Source organism: Ignavibacteriales bacterium (genome assembly GCA_016709765.1).
Classification (GTDB): domain Bacteria; phylum Bacteroidota; class Ignavibacteria; order Ignavibacteriales; family Ignavibacteriaceae; genus IGN3.
Map to the genome: position 1 here is coordinate 442,974 of JADJMD010000013.1, position 13,725 is coordinate 456,698.

Genomic DNA, 13,725 nt, shown 5'->3' on the forward strand with positions numbered 1-13,725 from the left:
GCAATTATAACCAAATTGGGTAAGTCTTCAAAGGTATTTATGTTTACTTAGAGCGCACAGTAAAGAATAAAATCACTGTTACAGCGGCAGCGCCAATTGCGACAATTGGTTCTAAAAGACTTGAAAAAAATGGTTCCGGTGGAAGTTCCCCACGGGTAAATGGATAAGATCTGTTCTCCAAATTTTCAACATCTTCAACATTTATTGTGTCGGTTACCGCAAGCTTAAAATCTTTTACCTGTGGATTATTTGAAATAAAATAATTTCCTGAAATTTCGATGGTTCTTTCAGTATAAAAATCACCAAATATTCCATCTTTTTCCGGCTCTGTATAACACACAAATGAATTATCTACAACAAAATTAACTCTAACAAAATTTTTGTCTTCAGAATTATCACCGACTAACTGAATATTATTTCTTAAAAGTTTGCCTCTTACCTGGTTTGCAAAAACAGAATAATCTGTACCAAAATTTAGTTCAAGGTTAACTTTTTTTGCATCACCCAAATCTTTTAACAATTGGCTTGATGCAGAATCAATCAACGTATAAAATTGATTAAGATTTGATTTTGTTTGGGAATAAGCTACTGATTGGCAAAGCAGTAATAAAACTATAAACCGGAGAGATATTTTTATCACTCCGGCTATATTTGAAAAATTGTTTATCATCTGGAACCAAATATTAACAGAAAGATGCTCTTTATCAAGTTGAATTGTCCGTCACCCTGAACTTGTTTCAGGGTCATTCTTATATTTAAAGATGCTGAAATAAATTCAGCATGACCTAAACCTAACGTCTTCCCGCAGCAATTTCCTGCAGCTTTGCAATTCGTTGTTCAACCGGCGGATGTGTTGAAAATAATTTTCCTAATCCACCAAGAAAAGGACTAATTATAAACATATGCGCCGTAGAAGGATTTGTATTCCGCATTGGCTGAACCTGGTTTACCCGGGAAATTTTTTGCAAAGCAGAAGCAAGCGCCAATGGGTTGCCGCTAATTTGTGAACCGCCTGCATCGGCAGCAAACTCCCGCGATCTTGAAATTGACATCTGCAAAAGCATAGCAATAATTGGTGAAAGAACTATCAAGACTAAACCTCCAATACCACCACCCTCTTCATTGTCATCACTTCTACCAAACATTGCAGCCCATCCTGCCATTTGTGCGATGTAAGAAATTGTTCCAACTAAAGTTGCGGCAATCGTGCTTATTAAAATATCACGATGTTTAACGTGTGCAAGTTCATGCGCCATAACTCCGGCAAGTTCTTCGTTATTTAATCCTTGCAAAATTCCGGTTGTAGCAGCCACCGCAGCATTTTGTGGATTTCTACCAGTTGCAAATGCGTTTGGCGTTGGATCATTTATGATATAAACTTTTGGCATTGGCAGATTTGCATTCTGTGCAAGCTGCTCAACCATATCATAAAATTTTGGCGATTGCTCTCTTGTTATCGGTTGGGCGCGATACATTTTAAGGACAATTTTATCCGAAAACCAATACGAACCAAAATTCATTACTAAAGAAAATATGAAAGCTATTGTCATTCCAGATCTGCCGCCGATTGCATATCCAACCAGCAGAAAAAGCGCCATCATCAACGACATTAGAAATACTGTTTTAATTCCGTTCATTTATTATCTATTCTCCGTTTTTTTGTATCAAAGTTAAATTGTAAAGATTGATCAATCAAGTTAAACAGGATTCACTTTGTTTAGATGAGATTTTAGTCACTAAAGATTCTAAATAGCTTAAAGTGAAACATTTTAAAATCTCTAAAGAGTCAGCCCCAGGCAACAATTGAGAAAACAATTTCCCCTTGCCTTTATTTTGGGTTATACTTAAATAGCTGATGAAATTTTGGAGAATTAATGAACAAGGTCATCTTTTTATCCCTTACCTTAATAGTTTTTGGCAATTTTGCATACAGCCAAAACACTTTTGATTTTTTACGCCTTGATGGCAGCGCACGTGCCGGAGCATTGGGTGGAAGTTTTGTTTCCAACAATGATGACGCAGATGTAATATTTTACAACCCGGCAGGAATAGAATTACTTGAAGGTAATCCAGCTTCATTTTCTTTTGTTAAACATTTAATGGATATAAATCTTGCTACACTTTCATACTCAACTGAGATTGAAAATATTGGAAGATTTGGCGCGGCAATTAAATATATAAACTACGGCAGCTTTGAAGGTTCGGATGAATTTGGAAACCGCACCGGAGATTTTGGCGCTGGAGAAATGGCTCTGGTTGTTGGATATGCAAATCAACTTGATGATAATTTTTATTACGGCGCTAATGCAAAATTTATTTATTCCGGAATTGAAAGTCGTTCATCTACTGCTATGGCAGTTGATTTAGGCTTGCATTATGCAATTCCTGATAAAAATTGGAATTTTGGTTTTGCGATTATGAATCTCGGCGGTCAGCTATCAAAGTATTATAACACAACCGAAGATTTACCGCTTGATATTTCCGTTGGACTTTCAAAAAAATTAGAAAATCTTCCACTACGTCTTTCAGTAGATTTTCATAAGCTAAATGAAAAACGTGATGATTTTATACAAAAGTTTAAAGCTTTTAATGTTGGTGCAGAATTTACACTTAGCAAAGTTATGAAATTAAGATTTGGATATAACAACGAACGTCGCTCGGAGTTTAAGATTGGTACAACGGCCGGTATTGCCGGATTTAATGTCGGTTTAGGTGTTAAGGTTTCTGATTACCAATTTGATTATGGATTTTCTTCTCTTGGTTCGGTTGGAGCCTTGCACAGGATAGGTATTTCAACTTCGCTTTAAAACAATTTTTAAATTTTGTCATTCCCGTGAAAACGGGAATGACAATTTAGAATTTAATAACTATTTTATCTTTTCTAATTCCACATCAAGTTTTTTTGCTAGCTCTTCTTTTGATATTCCTTCAAAATTTATCTTTGACGTTTTTAGTGTGATAATTGGAGCATCACCTTCACCATTTAAATATTTGAACATACAATAAGATAACCTGTTTCTATCACTAGGTGTTGGAATATACTCTTTAAAAGTTTCTAGCATAGCGTAAACTTTTGATTCAAGTGAATCCTCAGGTGCTTTTTTAACTTTTGGAGGGGGCAAAGTTGACATAAATATTTCCTTATTAAAATTATGGCCTAAAATTAGGCACTAAATCAAAAAGTTCAAATCTATTTGTGGATATATGTATGTTAAATGATAAATTTGGCCTAAACAATTTATAAAGATTTTCTTGACAGACGTAGAATTATCAAAATTAAAAAAAGTTCTTATTATAAGGTTAAGCTCGCTTGGCGATATTTTGCTTACCACTCCGTTTATTCGATCACTAAAAAACCAATATCCAAAAATTGAAATTGATTTTATCTTAAGGGAAGAATACTCAGATCTTATAAAATTAAACCCTCATCTAAACAAAGTATATCCTTACAGCAGAATTGAAAAGGATAATCTTGCAACACTTGCTGAACTAAGAAAAATCGATTACGATTTAGTTATTGATCTTCAAAATAATTTAAGATCAAAGAAAATATTTCCTTCTAAGAGTACTCAAATAGAGCGGTTTTCTAAAAACAGCTGGAAGAAATTTTTATTGGTTAATTTCAAAATCAACAAGCTAAAAAATGAGCCCCAGATCCCGGTTAGATATGCAAACACAATTTCTGGTTTTAAGTTAGATGATAAAGGCTTAGAGCTTACTACGGATAAATCTATTGATAGCAAGTTAATCAACAAAAATAATTTAATAGGATTTTGTCCTGGTGCCCGCCATTACACAAAACGCTGGCTTAAAGAATATTTTATTGAACTTGGAAATAAATTAACTGAAACTGGTTACACAATAGTTTTATTTGGTGGAAAGATTGATAAAGAATTGTGCGCAGATATTTGTGGGAAAATTCCCAATTCAATTGATCTTTCTAATTTTGATGACATTTTGCAAACTGCAGCTGATATGAATATGTGCAAAGCTGTTGTTTGTAATGATTCCGGTTTGATGCACACAGCGTCAGCAGTTGGAACAAAAGTAATTGTAATATTCGGATCAACAGTAGAAGAATTTGGGTTTACTCCATACAATTGCCAAGATCTAATCTTAGAAAACAATTCATTAACTTGCCGTCCGTGTTCGCATATCGGAAGAAGCAGTTGCCCTAAAAAACATTTTGATTGTATAAAATTAATTACACCTGATTTTGTTTTGGAAAAAGTAGCCCATTTTATTTCAAATTAATGAAAATATTATTTGACATATTTTACAACTTTTTAGTTTTGCCGGTTTTATATACCGCTCTTCGTCTTGCTGGGTTGTTTAATAATAAAATTCGTAAAGGCATAGGCGGAAGAAAAAGAGTTTATGAGGAATTAATTTTAAATGCTACTTCAATAAATAAAAACAAAAAACTAATTTGGTTTCATTCATCTTCATTAGGAGAGTTTGAACAGGCAAAACCCATAATTGAAAAACTAAAGGAAGACAAAAACGTAAATGTACTTATAACCTTTTTTTCGCCATCTGGATATGAAAATTCAAAAAAATATCCTCATACCGATTTAATTTCATATATTCCGTTTGATACAAAAGCCAATGCTGAAAAATTTATTTCGATAACAAATCCAACACTTGCTATAATTATGCGCTACGATGTTTGGCCAAATATTATAAGTGAGTTGGATAAAAATAAAATTCCAATCTATTTGGTTGATGCAACATTAAGAAATGATTCGCCAAGAAAATATCCTTTATTAAATTCTTTCCATAAAATTCTATTTGGATATTTTTCAAAGATCTTAACTGTATCAGAATCCGACGCTCAAGAGTTTAAATCATTTGGGTTTGATGGGAATAAAGTTAAAGCTGTTGGTGATACACGATTTGATAGAGTTTATCAGCGTAGTTTACTTGCAAAAGAAAAAAGACTTTTAAGTTACAACGTAACAAAGAACAAAAAGATTTTTATCGCCGGCAGTACTTGGGAACAGGATGAAGAAGTTATTTTTCCTGCATTTCTTAAACTTGCAGAATTTGATAAAAGCGTAATAATGATTGTTGCCCCGCACGAACCGACTTTACTGCATCTTGAAAAAATTGAAAATGAATTTTCCGGTAAAATAAAAACAATTCGTTTTTCACATTTAAACAGTTATGCCGATGAGCGTATAATAATTGTTGATTCCATCGGAATACTTTTAACTCTTTACACATACGCGGATGTTGCATACGTGGGTGGAAGTTTTAAACAGAATATTCATAATGTTTTAGAAGCTGCAGTATATGGTGTACCTGTGCTATTTGGGCCAAAGATTCAGAACTCGCAGGAAGCAAAAAAATTGGCTGAAATTGGCGGAGGAATTGTCGTTCATAATAAAAAGCAAGCTTATAAAAATCTAAGAAAATTATTTTCGGATGATGATTTTAGAAAACAAACAGGACAAATTTCTGCGGACTATGTCCACTCAAATACTGGAGCCACACAAAAAATATTAGATGCAATTTATAAAGTGCTTTAATTATCCCATATATTTTTCTGTTAAAACTTTTAAATGATGCTTTTCATGTCCAGCAGTCATAAACATTAAAGCCAAAACAGTTACCTCGTAGCCGCTTGCTTTTCCCCTATTCTGCAAAATCGATTTATCAAAACTACCAAACAATAGGATATTAGATTCCCGTAAAAGCCGATACTCATAAACTAAATCAAAAAGCTGACGCTTATTAAAATTCCCATTTGCAACGTACAAATCCTGATCCATTCCGGGCAGAGGTGTAGTTTCACCGCGAGCAATACATAAAGCACGATAAGCAAAAATTCTTTCTACATCCATTAGGTGCCCAATAACTTCTTTTACTGTCCATTTACCTTCGGCATACTTATAATTACCCTTACTTTCTGGAAATGAGTTAAGAATATTTTGTGATTCCATATTTTGTTCGATAAGGATTCTAAAAATATCATCTCCTTTAACTTGATCAATGTACTGTTGATAATATTCATTGTAATCTCCCTTATTCGGTCGCATAATTCCTCCACCTGCTAAATAATATTTTATTGAATTTCTATTTCCATATTTCAACTTTAAACTCACCATCAGAGTTTGCGACGGCCCGAAACATACTATTGGTATTAAAAGGCATCTCAAAATTTCCATTTTTATCTATTGCAATTATGCCTCCGCTGCCTTCGGGCAATCTATTATAAATCATTTCATCGCAAGCTTGCTTAAGAGTATAACCTTTATATTCCATTAAAGCGGAGATATTAAACGCAACTGTGTTACGGATAAATAATTCACCTACACCAGTTGCTGAAACACCACATGTGTTATTGTTAGCATAAGTTCCAGCACTAATAATTGGTGAATCTCCAACTCTGCCAGGCATTTTATTTTGTCTTCCACCTGTTGAAGTCCCGGCAGTTATATTTCCAAATTGATCAATAGCAACACATCCAACAGTTTCACCTTGCTGCTTTAAATTTGATTTTAACCATTTTTGATATCTGGTCGAATCGTGAAAATATGAATTTGGAACAATATCAACTCCCATTAGAATTCCTAATTCATCAGCTCCTTTTCCAGCAAATAAAACATGTTCAGTTTTTTCCATTACCAATCGTGCAAGCGTAATAGGATTTTTAATAATTGTAACTCCGGCAACTCCTCCACACGAAAGATCCTTCCCCTGCATTATAGAAGCATCAAGTTCATGCCTGCCTTCGGAAGTAAACACTGCACCTCTGGCGGAATTAAAAAGGATATTATCTTCTAAATAGTTAATAACTTTCTCAACTGCGTCTATACTGGTTCCACCACTTGCAAGAATACTTTTACCGATATTTAAAGCTTCTGTTAATGAGTTTATGTATTGCTGCTTTAATTCTTCTGGAGAATCTTCCGGAAAGTAACCGGCACCACCATGAATTATAATTGTGTATTTATCGCTTTTATTCTGAGCGTAAAGATTAGAATTTATTGGGCTAGCAAATAAAAGAAGTGAGAGAGCAACAACTAAGTGTAGATTGATTTTAGATATCAATGCGCATTTCCTCTTATTAAATCTAAATAGTGAGCATTAACTACTAATAACTTAATACTTTTTTCTCTAATAATCTTTTTTAATCTAATATCATTAAAGGATATTTTATCAGCTATTCTGTTTGGCCTGAAAATATTTTTAACCCCACAATGCCTACCACAATTAAAAAGATAAATAATATTCTTACAAGTTCTTTTGACTCATTAAAAAGTATAATCCCGAGTATAGCAGTTCCGACCGCACCAATTCCTGTCCAGATTGCATAAGCTGTTCCGATTGGAAGATGTTTTACTGAATAAGCCAATAATCCCATACTAATTATCATACATACAATAGTAAATACAGAAGGCCATAATTTTGAAAAGCCTTCAGTGTACTTTAGCCCAATTGCCCATGCTACCTCAAATAATCCTGCTAAGAATAAAATAATCCAATGCATATTATTTCATTTTTCCATTAGTTAATTCATTACTTAAACGTTTTGCATTGTAAAGATCACGTATTGCCTCCATCATTCCAAGCGCGCTTACACAAACAGTTCTGTTTGCTTCTGTTGTGTATATAAAATTACTTGGCAAACTTTCGATGTTTCCATCAAAAGCTAAACCAACTATTTCTCCATAAATATTTATCACAGGACTTCCGGAATTTCCGCCAACAATATCATTTGTACTTACAAAATTTAATGGTATGGATGGATTAAATTCTGAAGGAAGATTTTCAAAATATGATGGCAGGTGAAACGGAAATTTTTTATCAAAAGAATAATAACGATCTAAAGCACCGTAAAAAGTAGTTTTAAATGGAGCACGCGTTCCGTTGTAATTATATCCTTTAATAATTCCATCAGCAAGGCGTAATGTACCTGTTGCATCCGGCGGGATAGCATCGCCATAAACTTTATATAGTGCTTCACCCAACATTTGATTTAATATTTCTTCCTTATCAGATCTTGCTTGATTGTCATCTTGCATCTTTTTCAATTCATCCTGAGTATTTAGAATATAAAAAACGAAAGGGTCGTTTGAATTTAGAACTGCTTCATATCCACCATCCGCCAATTCTAAAAATTTTTCACTGCTTGTAAGATTCGATTTATCAATTATATCTTTTGCAGCTTGTTCAATTGTTTTTCCTCCAATTAATTCTTTAACAATTTTATCATCAGCATAAAGATTATTTTTTATAATATTTAGTTGAATATGCAACAATTGTTTTTGTAATTCTTCATCTAAATTTTTTGGGAATAACTGTGCGGATAATGAATCATATTTTTCTTTTGTGACTTCATTATTCTTTAATTGTTTGGAATAATTAATAAGATTTCTGGCGATAAAGAAATATTGAGGCGAATAAAAATTTATTGTATATGCATAAATTTTATTAGCATCTTTTCTTGCCTTACTTCTTGAATCTTCTAATTGATACCAGATTTCTCCGTACTTTTCTTTTAATTCAGGATTGCTATTAACAGCCATTCTAAAATTCTTTTCAAAATCTTTTTTACGCTCAATTAAAAATGGATCAAGTAAAGCTTTATATGTGCCTGAATAAACTTTTAGAGCATTACCAAATGAATAGAGCCTTGCTATTAAATTAAAATCTTCTGCATTCGTCTCCGTAACCATTTTCTCATAAATATTATACATTGCTTGAAACATTCCTACAATCATCGGATAACGTACATCTCTTTCATATTCAATTTGTGCCATTGTATTAATTCTATCTGTGCTGCCTGGATTTCCTACCACAAATACAGGCTGATCTTCAACAACACCTTCATTACTCCAGCTAAAATAAAAATTTGTTTTCACCGGCTCGCCATTTTCATATGCCCTAAGAAATGCACAATCTAAACCGTACCGTGGATATGTAAAATTATCTGGATCGCCGCCAAGCTTTGCCACAAATAATTCCGGTACAAATACCAATCGTATATCATCGTAAACTTTATAACCATACAAAGAATATTTACCGCCGTTGTAAAGTGAAATTACTTTAAATACAAGTTCCGGATGTTCTTTCGAATATTCTTTTTTTAACTCATCTATTTTTTGATCTCGAACATTAATTTTATTTGAATCACTTTTAACCTCATCCATTGCGGATTGAATTTCTTTTGTAACGTCTTTGATAATAATTAATTGTTCAACTTTAAGATTTGGAACTGTCCTTTCATCTTCCAAAGCTTTGGCAAAAAAACCATCTCGTAAAATATTTTCATCATCTTTTTGAACAGTGGAAAGTATTCCGCGCACACAATGATGATTAGTCATTATCAACCCATCTTCAGAAACAAAAGAGGCTGAACAACCATTACCAAATTTTAAAGCACTCTTTTGAAATTTTTCCAATAATTCTTTTGATGGTTTAAATCCATATTCATTTTCAAAATAATCTAAAGGTGGATTTTCAAACGTCCACATTTTTCCCATATCAAATTTTTGGGCTTTAACAGTATCAGGATTTACACCGTAATAACTTTGGGAATAAGTATTGTTAGTAAATGAAAGGAAAAGATGTATCGATAAAATAAAAAGTAAGTTTTTAATCATTGTTTTTCCAATTAGATGTTAAACTGATTGCAAAATAAAAATTTAAGGTGTGATTAGGAAACATTTTGTTTTTTCATCCAACTCATTTTATATATTTAGATTATAATTTTATGGAGTAACTGAATCTTATGAACATTCAAATAATTGGAACAAAAAAGTGCAAAGAAACTCAAAAAGCTGAGAGATACTTTAAAGAGAGAAGAATTCCGTTTCATTTTAGAGATTTAACTGAAAAAGGGCTGGCAAAAGGTGAGCTTGATAATATTTCAAGAGTAATTCTCTTAGATGACTTAATAGATAGAGAAAACAAAAGATTTAAAGATCGTGGAATGCAGTTTATGGTTTTTGATATTGAAGAAGAATTATTAGCTGATCCTTTACTTTTAAAAACACCAATTGTAAGAAATGAAAGATTAGTTACCGTTGGATATAAACCCGAGATTTGGAAAGAATGGATTAAATAAGAGTCATTGCGAGTGATCCTTCGTTGCACTCGCAATGACAAACAACAGATTATCTAAACATCGTAATACAATCCAAACTCATATGGATGCGGCTGAAGTGCCATAGGTTTGACTTCTTTATCCATTTTGTATTTTATCCATGTTTCAATTACATCTTCAGTAAACACATCACCTTTTAATAAATACTCGTGATCATTTTCCAAAGCTTTTAATGCAGCTTCCAAACTGCCGGGAGTTGAAGGAACATTTTTTAATTCTTCCGGTTCCATATCGTAAATATCTTTATCAAGTGGTTCACCTGGATCGATTCTGTTTATCACTCCATCCAGCCCAGCCATAAGCATAGCAGAAAATCCGAGATAAGGATTACCGGAAGCATCCGGACATCTGAACTCAACTCGCTTTGATTTTGGAGATGAGGAATACATTGGAATTCTTATTGAAGCACTTCTATTTCTTTGTGAGTATGCTAGATTAACAGGAGCTTCAAATCCTGGCACTAATCTTTTATAAGAATTTGTTGTAGGATTTGTGAATGCAAGTAAGCTTGCAGCGTGCTTTAATAAACCGCCAATAAAGTATAAGCCCATTTCACTTAATCCCGCATAACCGGAACCAGCAAATAATGGTTTACCTTTTTTCCACAATGAAGTGTGAACGTGCATGCCGCTTCCGTTATCGCCATAAATCGGTTTAGGCATGTAGGTAACTGTTTTGTTGTTCTTCTTAGCAGTATTCTTGACGATGTACTTGAACATTAATAATTGATCCGCAGCTTTAACAAGAGGCATAAAACGTAAATCAATTTCGCACTGCCCGCCGCTAGCAACTTCGTGATGCTGTGCTTCAACTTCAATTCCGCAATTGATAAGATTGGTTACCATTTCATTTCTTAAATCCATCAATGAGTCTGTTGGCGGAACAGGAAAATATCCTTCTTTAAATCTGGGCTTGTAACCGAGATTTGGATTTTCTTCCCTTCCACTGTTCCATTTTCCCTCAATAGAGTCCACAACATAAAAACTTCCGTTAGGCTGCGAATCAAATCTTACATCATCGAAAACAAAAAACTCAGCTTCTGGTCCGTAATAAACTGTATCTGCGATTCCCGTAGAAATAAGATAAGCTTCTGCTTTTTGTGCGATGTTACGTGGGCAGCGCGAATATTTTTCTTTTGTAGCTGGCTCATAAACATCACAAATCAAACTGATTGTTGGTGCTTCAATAAATGAGTCCACGAACATAGTTTCAGCATCAGGAATAAGAAGCATGTCGCTTTCGTGAATTGGTTTCCACCCTCGGATTGATGAACCATCAAAACCGTATCCGTCTTCAAATGATCCTGCATTAAACTGTGTAACAGGAACGGTAAAATGCTGCCATTGTCCCGGAAAATCCATGAATTTTAAATCAACAAATTTTATCCCGTTATCTTTTATAAACTTGAGCACCTTTTCAATTGCTCCATTAGAAGATTTTGCCATATTGTTTCCTTTATGATTATTATAAGTGGTTAAACATTAATTTCAAAAGTTTCTTTTACTGTAGAAAGAACATATGTGGTTTTTGTTCCCATAACACCTTGCCATGATTGAATTACCGAAAGAACTTTTTCAAGTGCTTCAGTATTTTTAACCAGAGCTTTTAGAAGATGAGAACCCTCACCAAGCACAGCATGACATTCAAGTATCTCGGACATTTTTTCAACATTAGTAATAAGATTCTTGTAATGCTTCGATGAATCCATCATTACTAAAATGAAAGCCATGATATCTTGGTTAAAAGCTTTCCGATTTAATTTGGCATAATAGCCTTCAATAATTTTTTTGTCTTCTAATTTGTTTAATCGTTCGCTAACTGAAGGAATAGAGAGCTTAACTTCTTCAGCTAGTTCATTACGCTTTGTCCTTCCTCTTTTTTGCAAGGTGCGTAAAATCTGGAGATCAATATCATCTAACATTAAAAAACCTTAATTATTTAGGAATGTTTTAATTATTGGTTTCGAATATAAGGTGGCACAAAAAATATTCCAAACATATTTTAGTAATATTTGAAGAATTTACTAAATTAGTTGCGTCAGAATGAGATTTTGTATTATTTTATTAGGCCGAAGGGGGTGAACGAAATTTGAGATTTTTTGACTTCTGAAAAAAGATCAAGATTCTTTTGTAGCCTTTCTTGTGATTTGTGATACAGATGATACTGAACAGCAATAAAATTTAGAGATTTAACTTGTACTCCATTTAACCCTAATCGGTATTCGATATCAGAATCCTCTCCGATTGACGGGGCTACATATCTTTCATCAAATCCATTTATGGCAATTAAATCTTTCTTGTATAGTGAAAAATTGCAACCGAGTAATCCACGGTATTTTTTATTTAGTGTCTTTCTTAGAAATTTGTTTTTAATATAGAAACCCTTTTCAACATCATAAGATTTTCCGAATAATCCATCATCAATAATTTCAAGATATTGATTTTCAAGAAATCCATTTAAGATATTATGCTCTGCTAATTGGGTAGTAATTTTTTGTGAGAGATTTACACGTCTTCCTGTGAGAACTTTATTATTCTCTTTTTCATTTAAATGTTCTTCAACAAATTTAGAGTGCGGGACACAATCCGAATCAATAAAAATCAAATAATCAGTTTCTGAAACAGAAATTGCCTCATTTAATATTCTATTTTTTCTAAATCCTCTATCTGAATGCCAGATATGCTTTACGCAGAACGAATAATTTGAAGCAATGTTTTCGATTTCTTTTACAAATTCTTCTCTAGATCCATCATCAGCAATGATCAGTTCAAAATCTTTCTCTGTTTGCCTTTCAAATCCAGCCAGAACAAGTTTAAGGTAATGGATGTTATTATAAAACGCGGCAATAACCGAAGTCTTAATCATTTTTTAAATTTTCTTGCTTTAGCTTTTCTCTTATTTCTTCTTTCTCTTTTTCACGATCATAGGCTTTAGGATTTTTTTCAACCTTTGGTGGTTTTTTAGGAACTGGAACCCGTTTCTTCTTTTTCTCGATAACTATTTTAATTTTTTTCTTTCTCATTTAAAATATTGCATAAATAAAGGGAGCCAAAGCAGATCCTTGTGTTAAAATTATTAATCCACCAAGTAGAACTAAAAATAAAATGATTGGAAGCAGCCACCATTTTTTTCTTACTTTTAAAAATTCCCATAACTCAGATAGTATTGATAATTTGCTCATTTTCTTATTCCTTAAAATTGTCTTTCATAATCAATTTGTTGTTTTACTTTGCTCTCTTTTTTTTCCCAATAAGTTTCTGCTTTTTTATCAAAACCAAGTGGCATAAATTTTTTACCAACTATTTTTGCCAGCAACCCAATCGGTGTTAGCACAAGATAAAACAATAATGTTAAAATGACTCTGGACATTACAAATCCTATTGCCAAAGCAAGCGTCATCCAGAGCTTGTGGAATGGACGCAAAACAACTGGTGTAACTATAGCTAAAATAACTAATAAACCACCGATGGTGGAAAAGTACACAAACGAAGTTTTACTAAAATACCAAAGCAGCAATGAAATAATGATTAAAACGATTCCAACTGTTAATCCTGTTTTTTTAACTGCGGAATCCGAACCATCGATGTTTTTGAATTCTTCTTTTAACATGA

At 33.1% G+C, this 13,725-nt stretch carries 17 protein-coding genes; 4 read left to right on the forward strand and 13 right to left on the reverse strand.

Going from position 1 to position 13,725, the window contains the following annotated elements; translation table 11 throughout:
• Positions 1–43: 43 nt before the first annotated feature.
• Together IPJ23_11650 and htpX are read right to left on the reverse strand one after the other, a co-directional pair.
• Positions 44–670 carry a hypothetical protein gene (locus IPJ23_11650; protein ID MBK7631332.1) on the reverse strand — a complete coding sequence of 209 codons (627 nt, stop codon included), beginning with the start codon at positions 668–670 and terminating at the stop codon, positions 44–46.
• 121 nt (positions 671–791) lie between these two features.
• Positions 792–1,637 carry a zinc metalloprotease HtpX gene (htpX, locus tag IPJ23_11655; protein MBK7631333.1) on the reverse strand — a complete coding sequence of 282 codons (846 nt, stop codon included), beginning with the start codon at positions 1,635–1,637 and terminating at the stop codon, positions 792–794.
• Positions 1,638–1,874: 237 nt separating this feature from the next.
• Here htpX and porQ point away from each other — a divergent pair, with 237 nt between their 5' ends.
• Positions 1,875–2,807: a type IX secretion system protein PorQ gene (porQ, locus tag IPJ23_11660; GenBank protein MBK7631334.1), complete on the forward strand. Its 933-nt coding sequence runs from the start codon at positions 1,875–1,877 to the stop codon at positions 2,805–2,807.
• A gap of 60 nt (positions 2,808–2,867) precedes the next feature.
• Here porQ and IPJ23_11665 read toward each other — a convergent pair whose 3' ends face one another.
• Positions 2,868–3,131, reverse strand: a complete 264-nt coding sequence (locus IPJ23_11665) for a hypothetical protein (protein MBK7631335.1) — start codon at positions 3,129–3,131, stop codon at positions 2,868–2,870.
• 121 nt (positions 3,132–3,252) lie between these two features.
• Between IPJ23_11665 and IPJ23_11670 the strand changes: the two genes are divergently transcribed.
• Positions 3,253–4,254 carry a glycosyltransferase family 9 protein gene (locus IPJ23_11670; GenBank protein ID MBK7631336.1) on the forward strand — a complete coding sequence of 334 codons (1,002 nt, stop codon included), beginning with the start codon at positions 3,253–3,255 and terminating at the stop codon, positions 4,252–4,254.
• Positions 4,254–5,531: a 3-deoxy-D-manno-octulosonic acid transferase gene (locus IPJ23_11675; GenBank protein MBK7631337.1), complete on the forward strand. Its 1,278-nt coding sequence runs from the start codon at positions 4,254–4,256 to the stop codon at positions 5,529–5,531. Before IPJ23_11670 ends, IPJ23_11675 begins: the two co-directional genes overlap by 1 nt.
• Here IPJ23_11675 and IPJ23_11680 read toward each other — a convergent pair whose 3' ends face one another.
• From IPJ23_11680 to IPJ23_11695, 4 genes are all read right to left on the reverse strand, one after another.
• Positions 5,532–6,041, reverse strand: a complete 510-nt coding sequence (locus tag IPJ23_11680) for a DinB family protein (protein ID MBK7631338.1) — start codon at positions 6,039–6,041, stop codon at positions 5,532–5,534. It abuts the gene before it with no gap.
• A 37-nt stretch (positions 6,042–6,078) separates the two neighbouring features.
• Positions 6,079–7,053: an isoaspartyl peptidase/L-asparaginase gene (locus IPJ23_11685; protein MBK7631339.1), complete on the reverse strand. Its 975-nt coding sequence runs from the start codon at positions 7,051–7,053 to the stop codon at positions 6,079–6,081.
• Positions 7,054–7,168: 115 nt separating this feature from the next.
• A complete protein-coding gene (sugE, locus tag IPJ23_11690) occupies positions 7,169–7,495 on the reverse strand; it encodes a quaternary ammonium compound efflux SMR transporter SugE (protein MBK7631340.1) in 327 nt (108 codons plus the stop codon).
• Between the two features lies 1 nt (position 7,496).
• Entirely contained in the window at positions 7,497–9,611 is a 2,115-nt protein-coding gene (locus tag IPJ23_11695; GenBank protein ID MBK7631341.1) for a S46 family peptidase, read from the reverse strand.
• Positions 9,612–9,739: 128 nt separating this feature from the next.
• On the opposite strand from IPJ23_11695, the gene IPJ23_11700 reads away from it, so the two are divergent.
• A complete protein-coding gene (locus IPJ23_11700; protein MBK7631342.1) occupies positions 9,740–10,075 on the forward strand; it encodes an ArsC family transcriptional regulator in 336 nt (111 codons plus the stop codon).
• 53 nt (positions 10,076–10,128) lie between these two features.
• Here IPJ23_11700 and glnA read toward each other — a convergent pair whose 3' ends face one another.
• From glnA to IPJ23_11730, 6 genes are all read right to left on the reverse strand, one after another.
• Entirely contained in the window at positions 10,129–11,559 is a 1,431-nt protein-coding gene (gene glnA, locus IPJ23_11705) for a type I glutamate--ammonia ligase (GenBank protein ID MBK7631343.1), read from the reverse strand.
• Between the two features lie 29 nt (positions 11,560–11,588).
• Complete coding sequence (locus tag IPJ23_11710; GenBank protein MBK7631344.1) at positions 11,589–12,035, reverse strand: Lrp/AsnC family transcriptional regulator; 447 nt, start codon at positions 12,033–12,035, stop codon at positions 11,589–11,591.
• Positions 12,036–12,169: 134 nt separating this feature from the next.
• A complete protein-coding gene (locus IPJ23_11715; GenBank protein MBK7631345.1) occupies positions 12,170–12,979 on the reverse strand; it encodes a glycosyltransferase in 810 nt (269 codons plus the stop codon).
• A complete protein-coding gene (locus IPJ23_11720; protein MBK7631346.1) occupies positions 12,972–13,136 on the reverse strand; it encodes a hypothetical protein in 165 nt (54 codons plus the stop codon). The genes IPJ23_11715 and IPJ23_11720 overlap by 8 nt, the downstream gene beginning before the upstream one ends.
• Positions 13,137–13,295: a hypothetical protein gene (locus IPJ23_11725; protein MBK7631347.1), complete on the reverse strand. Its 159-nt coding sequence runs from the start codon at positions 13,293–13,295 to the stop codon at positions 13,137–13,139.
• Between the two features lie 11 nt (positions 13,296–13,306).
• Entirely contained in the window at positions 13,307–13,723 is a 417-nt protein-coding gene (locus tag IPJ23_11730) for a hypothetical protein (GenBank protein ID MBK7631348.1), read from the reverse strand.
• Positions 13,724–13,725: the final 2 nt, after the last annotated feature.

Coding starts and splice junctions, on each gene's coding strand:
- IPJ23_11725 (MBK7631347.1), bottom strand. CDS start 13,295: ATGAGCAAATTATCAATACTATCTGAGTTATGGGAATTTTTAAAAGTA.
- IPJ23_11650 (MBK7631332.1), bottom strand. CDS start 670: ATGATAAACAATTTTTCAAATATAGCCGGAGTGATAAAAATATCTCTC.
- sugE (MBK7631340.1), bottom strand. CDS start 7,495: ATGCATTGGATTATTTTATTCTTAGCAGGATTATTTGAGGTAGCATGG.
- IPJ23_11665 (MBK7631335.1), bottom strand. CDS start 3,131: ATGTCAACTTTGCCCCCTCCAAAAGTTAAAAAAGCACCTGAGGATTCA.
- IPJ23_11680 (MBK7631338.1), bottom strand. CDS start 6,041: ATGCGACCGAATAAGGGAGATTACAATGAATATTATCAACAGTACATT.
- htpX (MBK7631333.1), bottom strand. CDS start 1,637: ATGAACGGAATTAAAACAGTATTTCTAATGTCGTTGATGATGGCGCTT.
- IPJ23_11715 (MBK7631345.1), bottom strand. CDS start 12,979: ATGATTAAGACTTCGGTTATTGCCGCGTTTTATAATAACATCCATTAC.
- glnA (MBK7631343.1), bottom strand. CDS start 11,559: ATGGCAAAATCTTCTAATGGAGCAATTGAAAAGGTGCTCAAGTTTATA.
- IPJ23_11675 (MBK7631337.1), top strand. CDS start 4,254: ATGAAAATATTATTTGACATATTTTACAACTTTTTAGTTTTGCCGGTT.
- porQ (MBK7631334.1), top strand. CDS start 1,875: ATGAACAAGGTCATCTTTTTATCCCTTACCTTAATAGTTTTTGGCAAT.
- IPJ23_11710 (MBK7631344.1), bottom strand. CDS start 12,035: ATGTTAGATGATATTGATCTCCAGATTTTACGCACCTTGCAAAAAAGA.
- IPJ23_11700 (MBK7631342.1), top strand. CDS start 9,740: ATGAACATTCAAATAATTGGAACAAAAAAGTGCAAAGAAACTCAAAAA.
- IPJ23_11695 (MBK7631341.1), bottom strand. CDS start 9,611: ATGATTAAAAACTTACTTTTTATTTTATCGATACATCTTTTCCTTTCA.
- IPJ23_11720 (MBK7631346.1), bottom strand. CDS start 13,136: ATGAGAAAGAAAAAAATTAAAATAGTTATCGAGAAAAAGAAGAAACGG.
- IPJ23_11730 (MBK7631348.1), bottom strand. CDS start 13,723: ATGTTAAAAGAAGAATTCAAAAACATCGATGGTTCGGATTCCGCAGTT.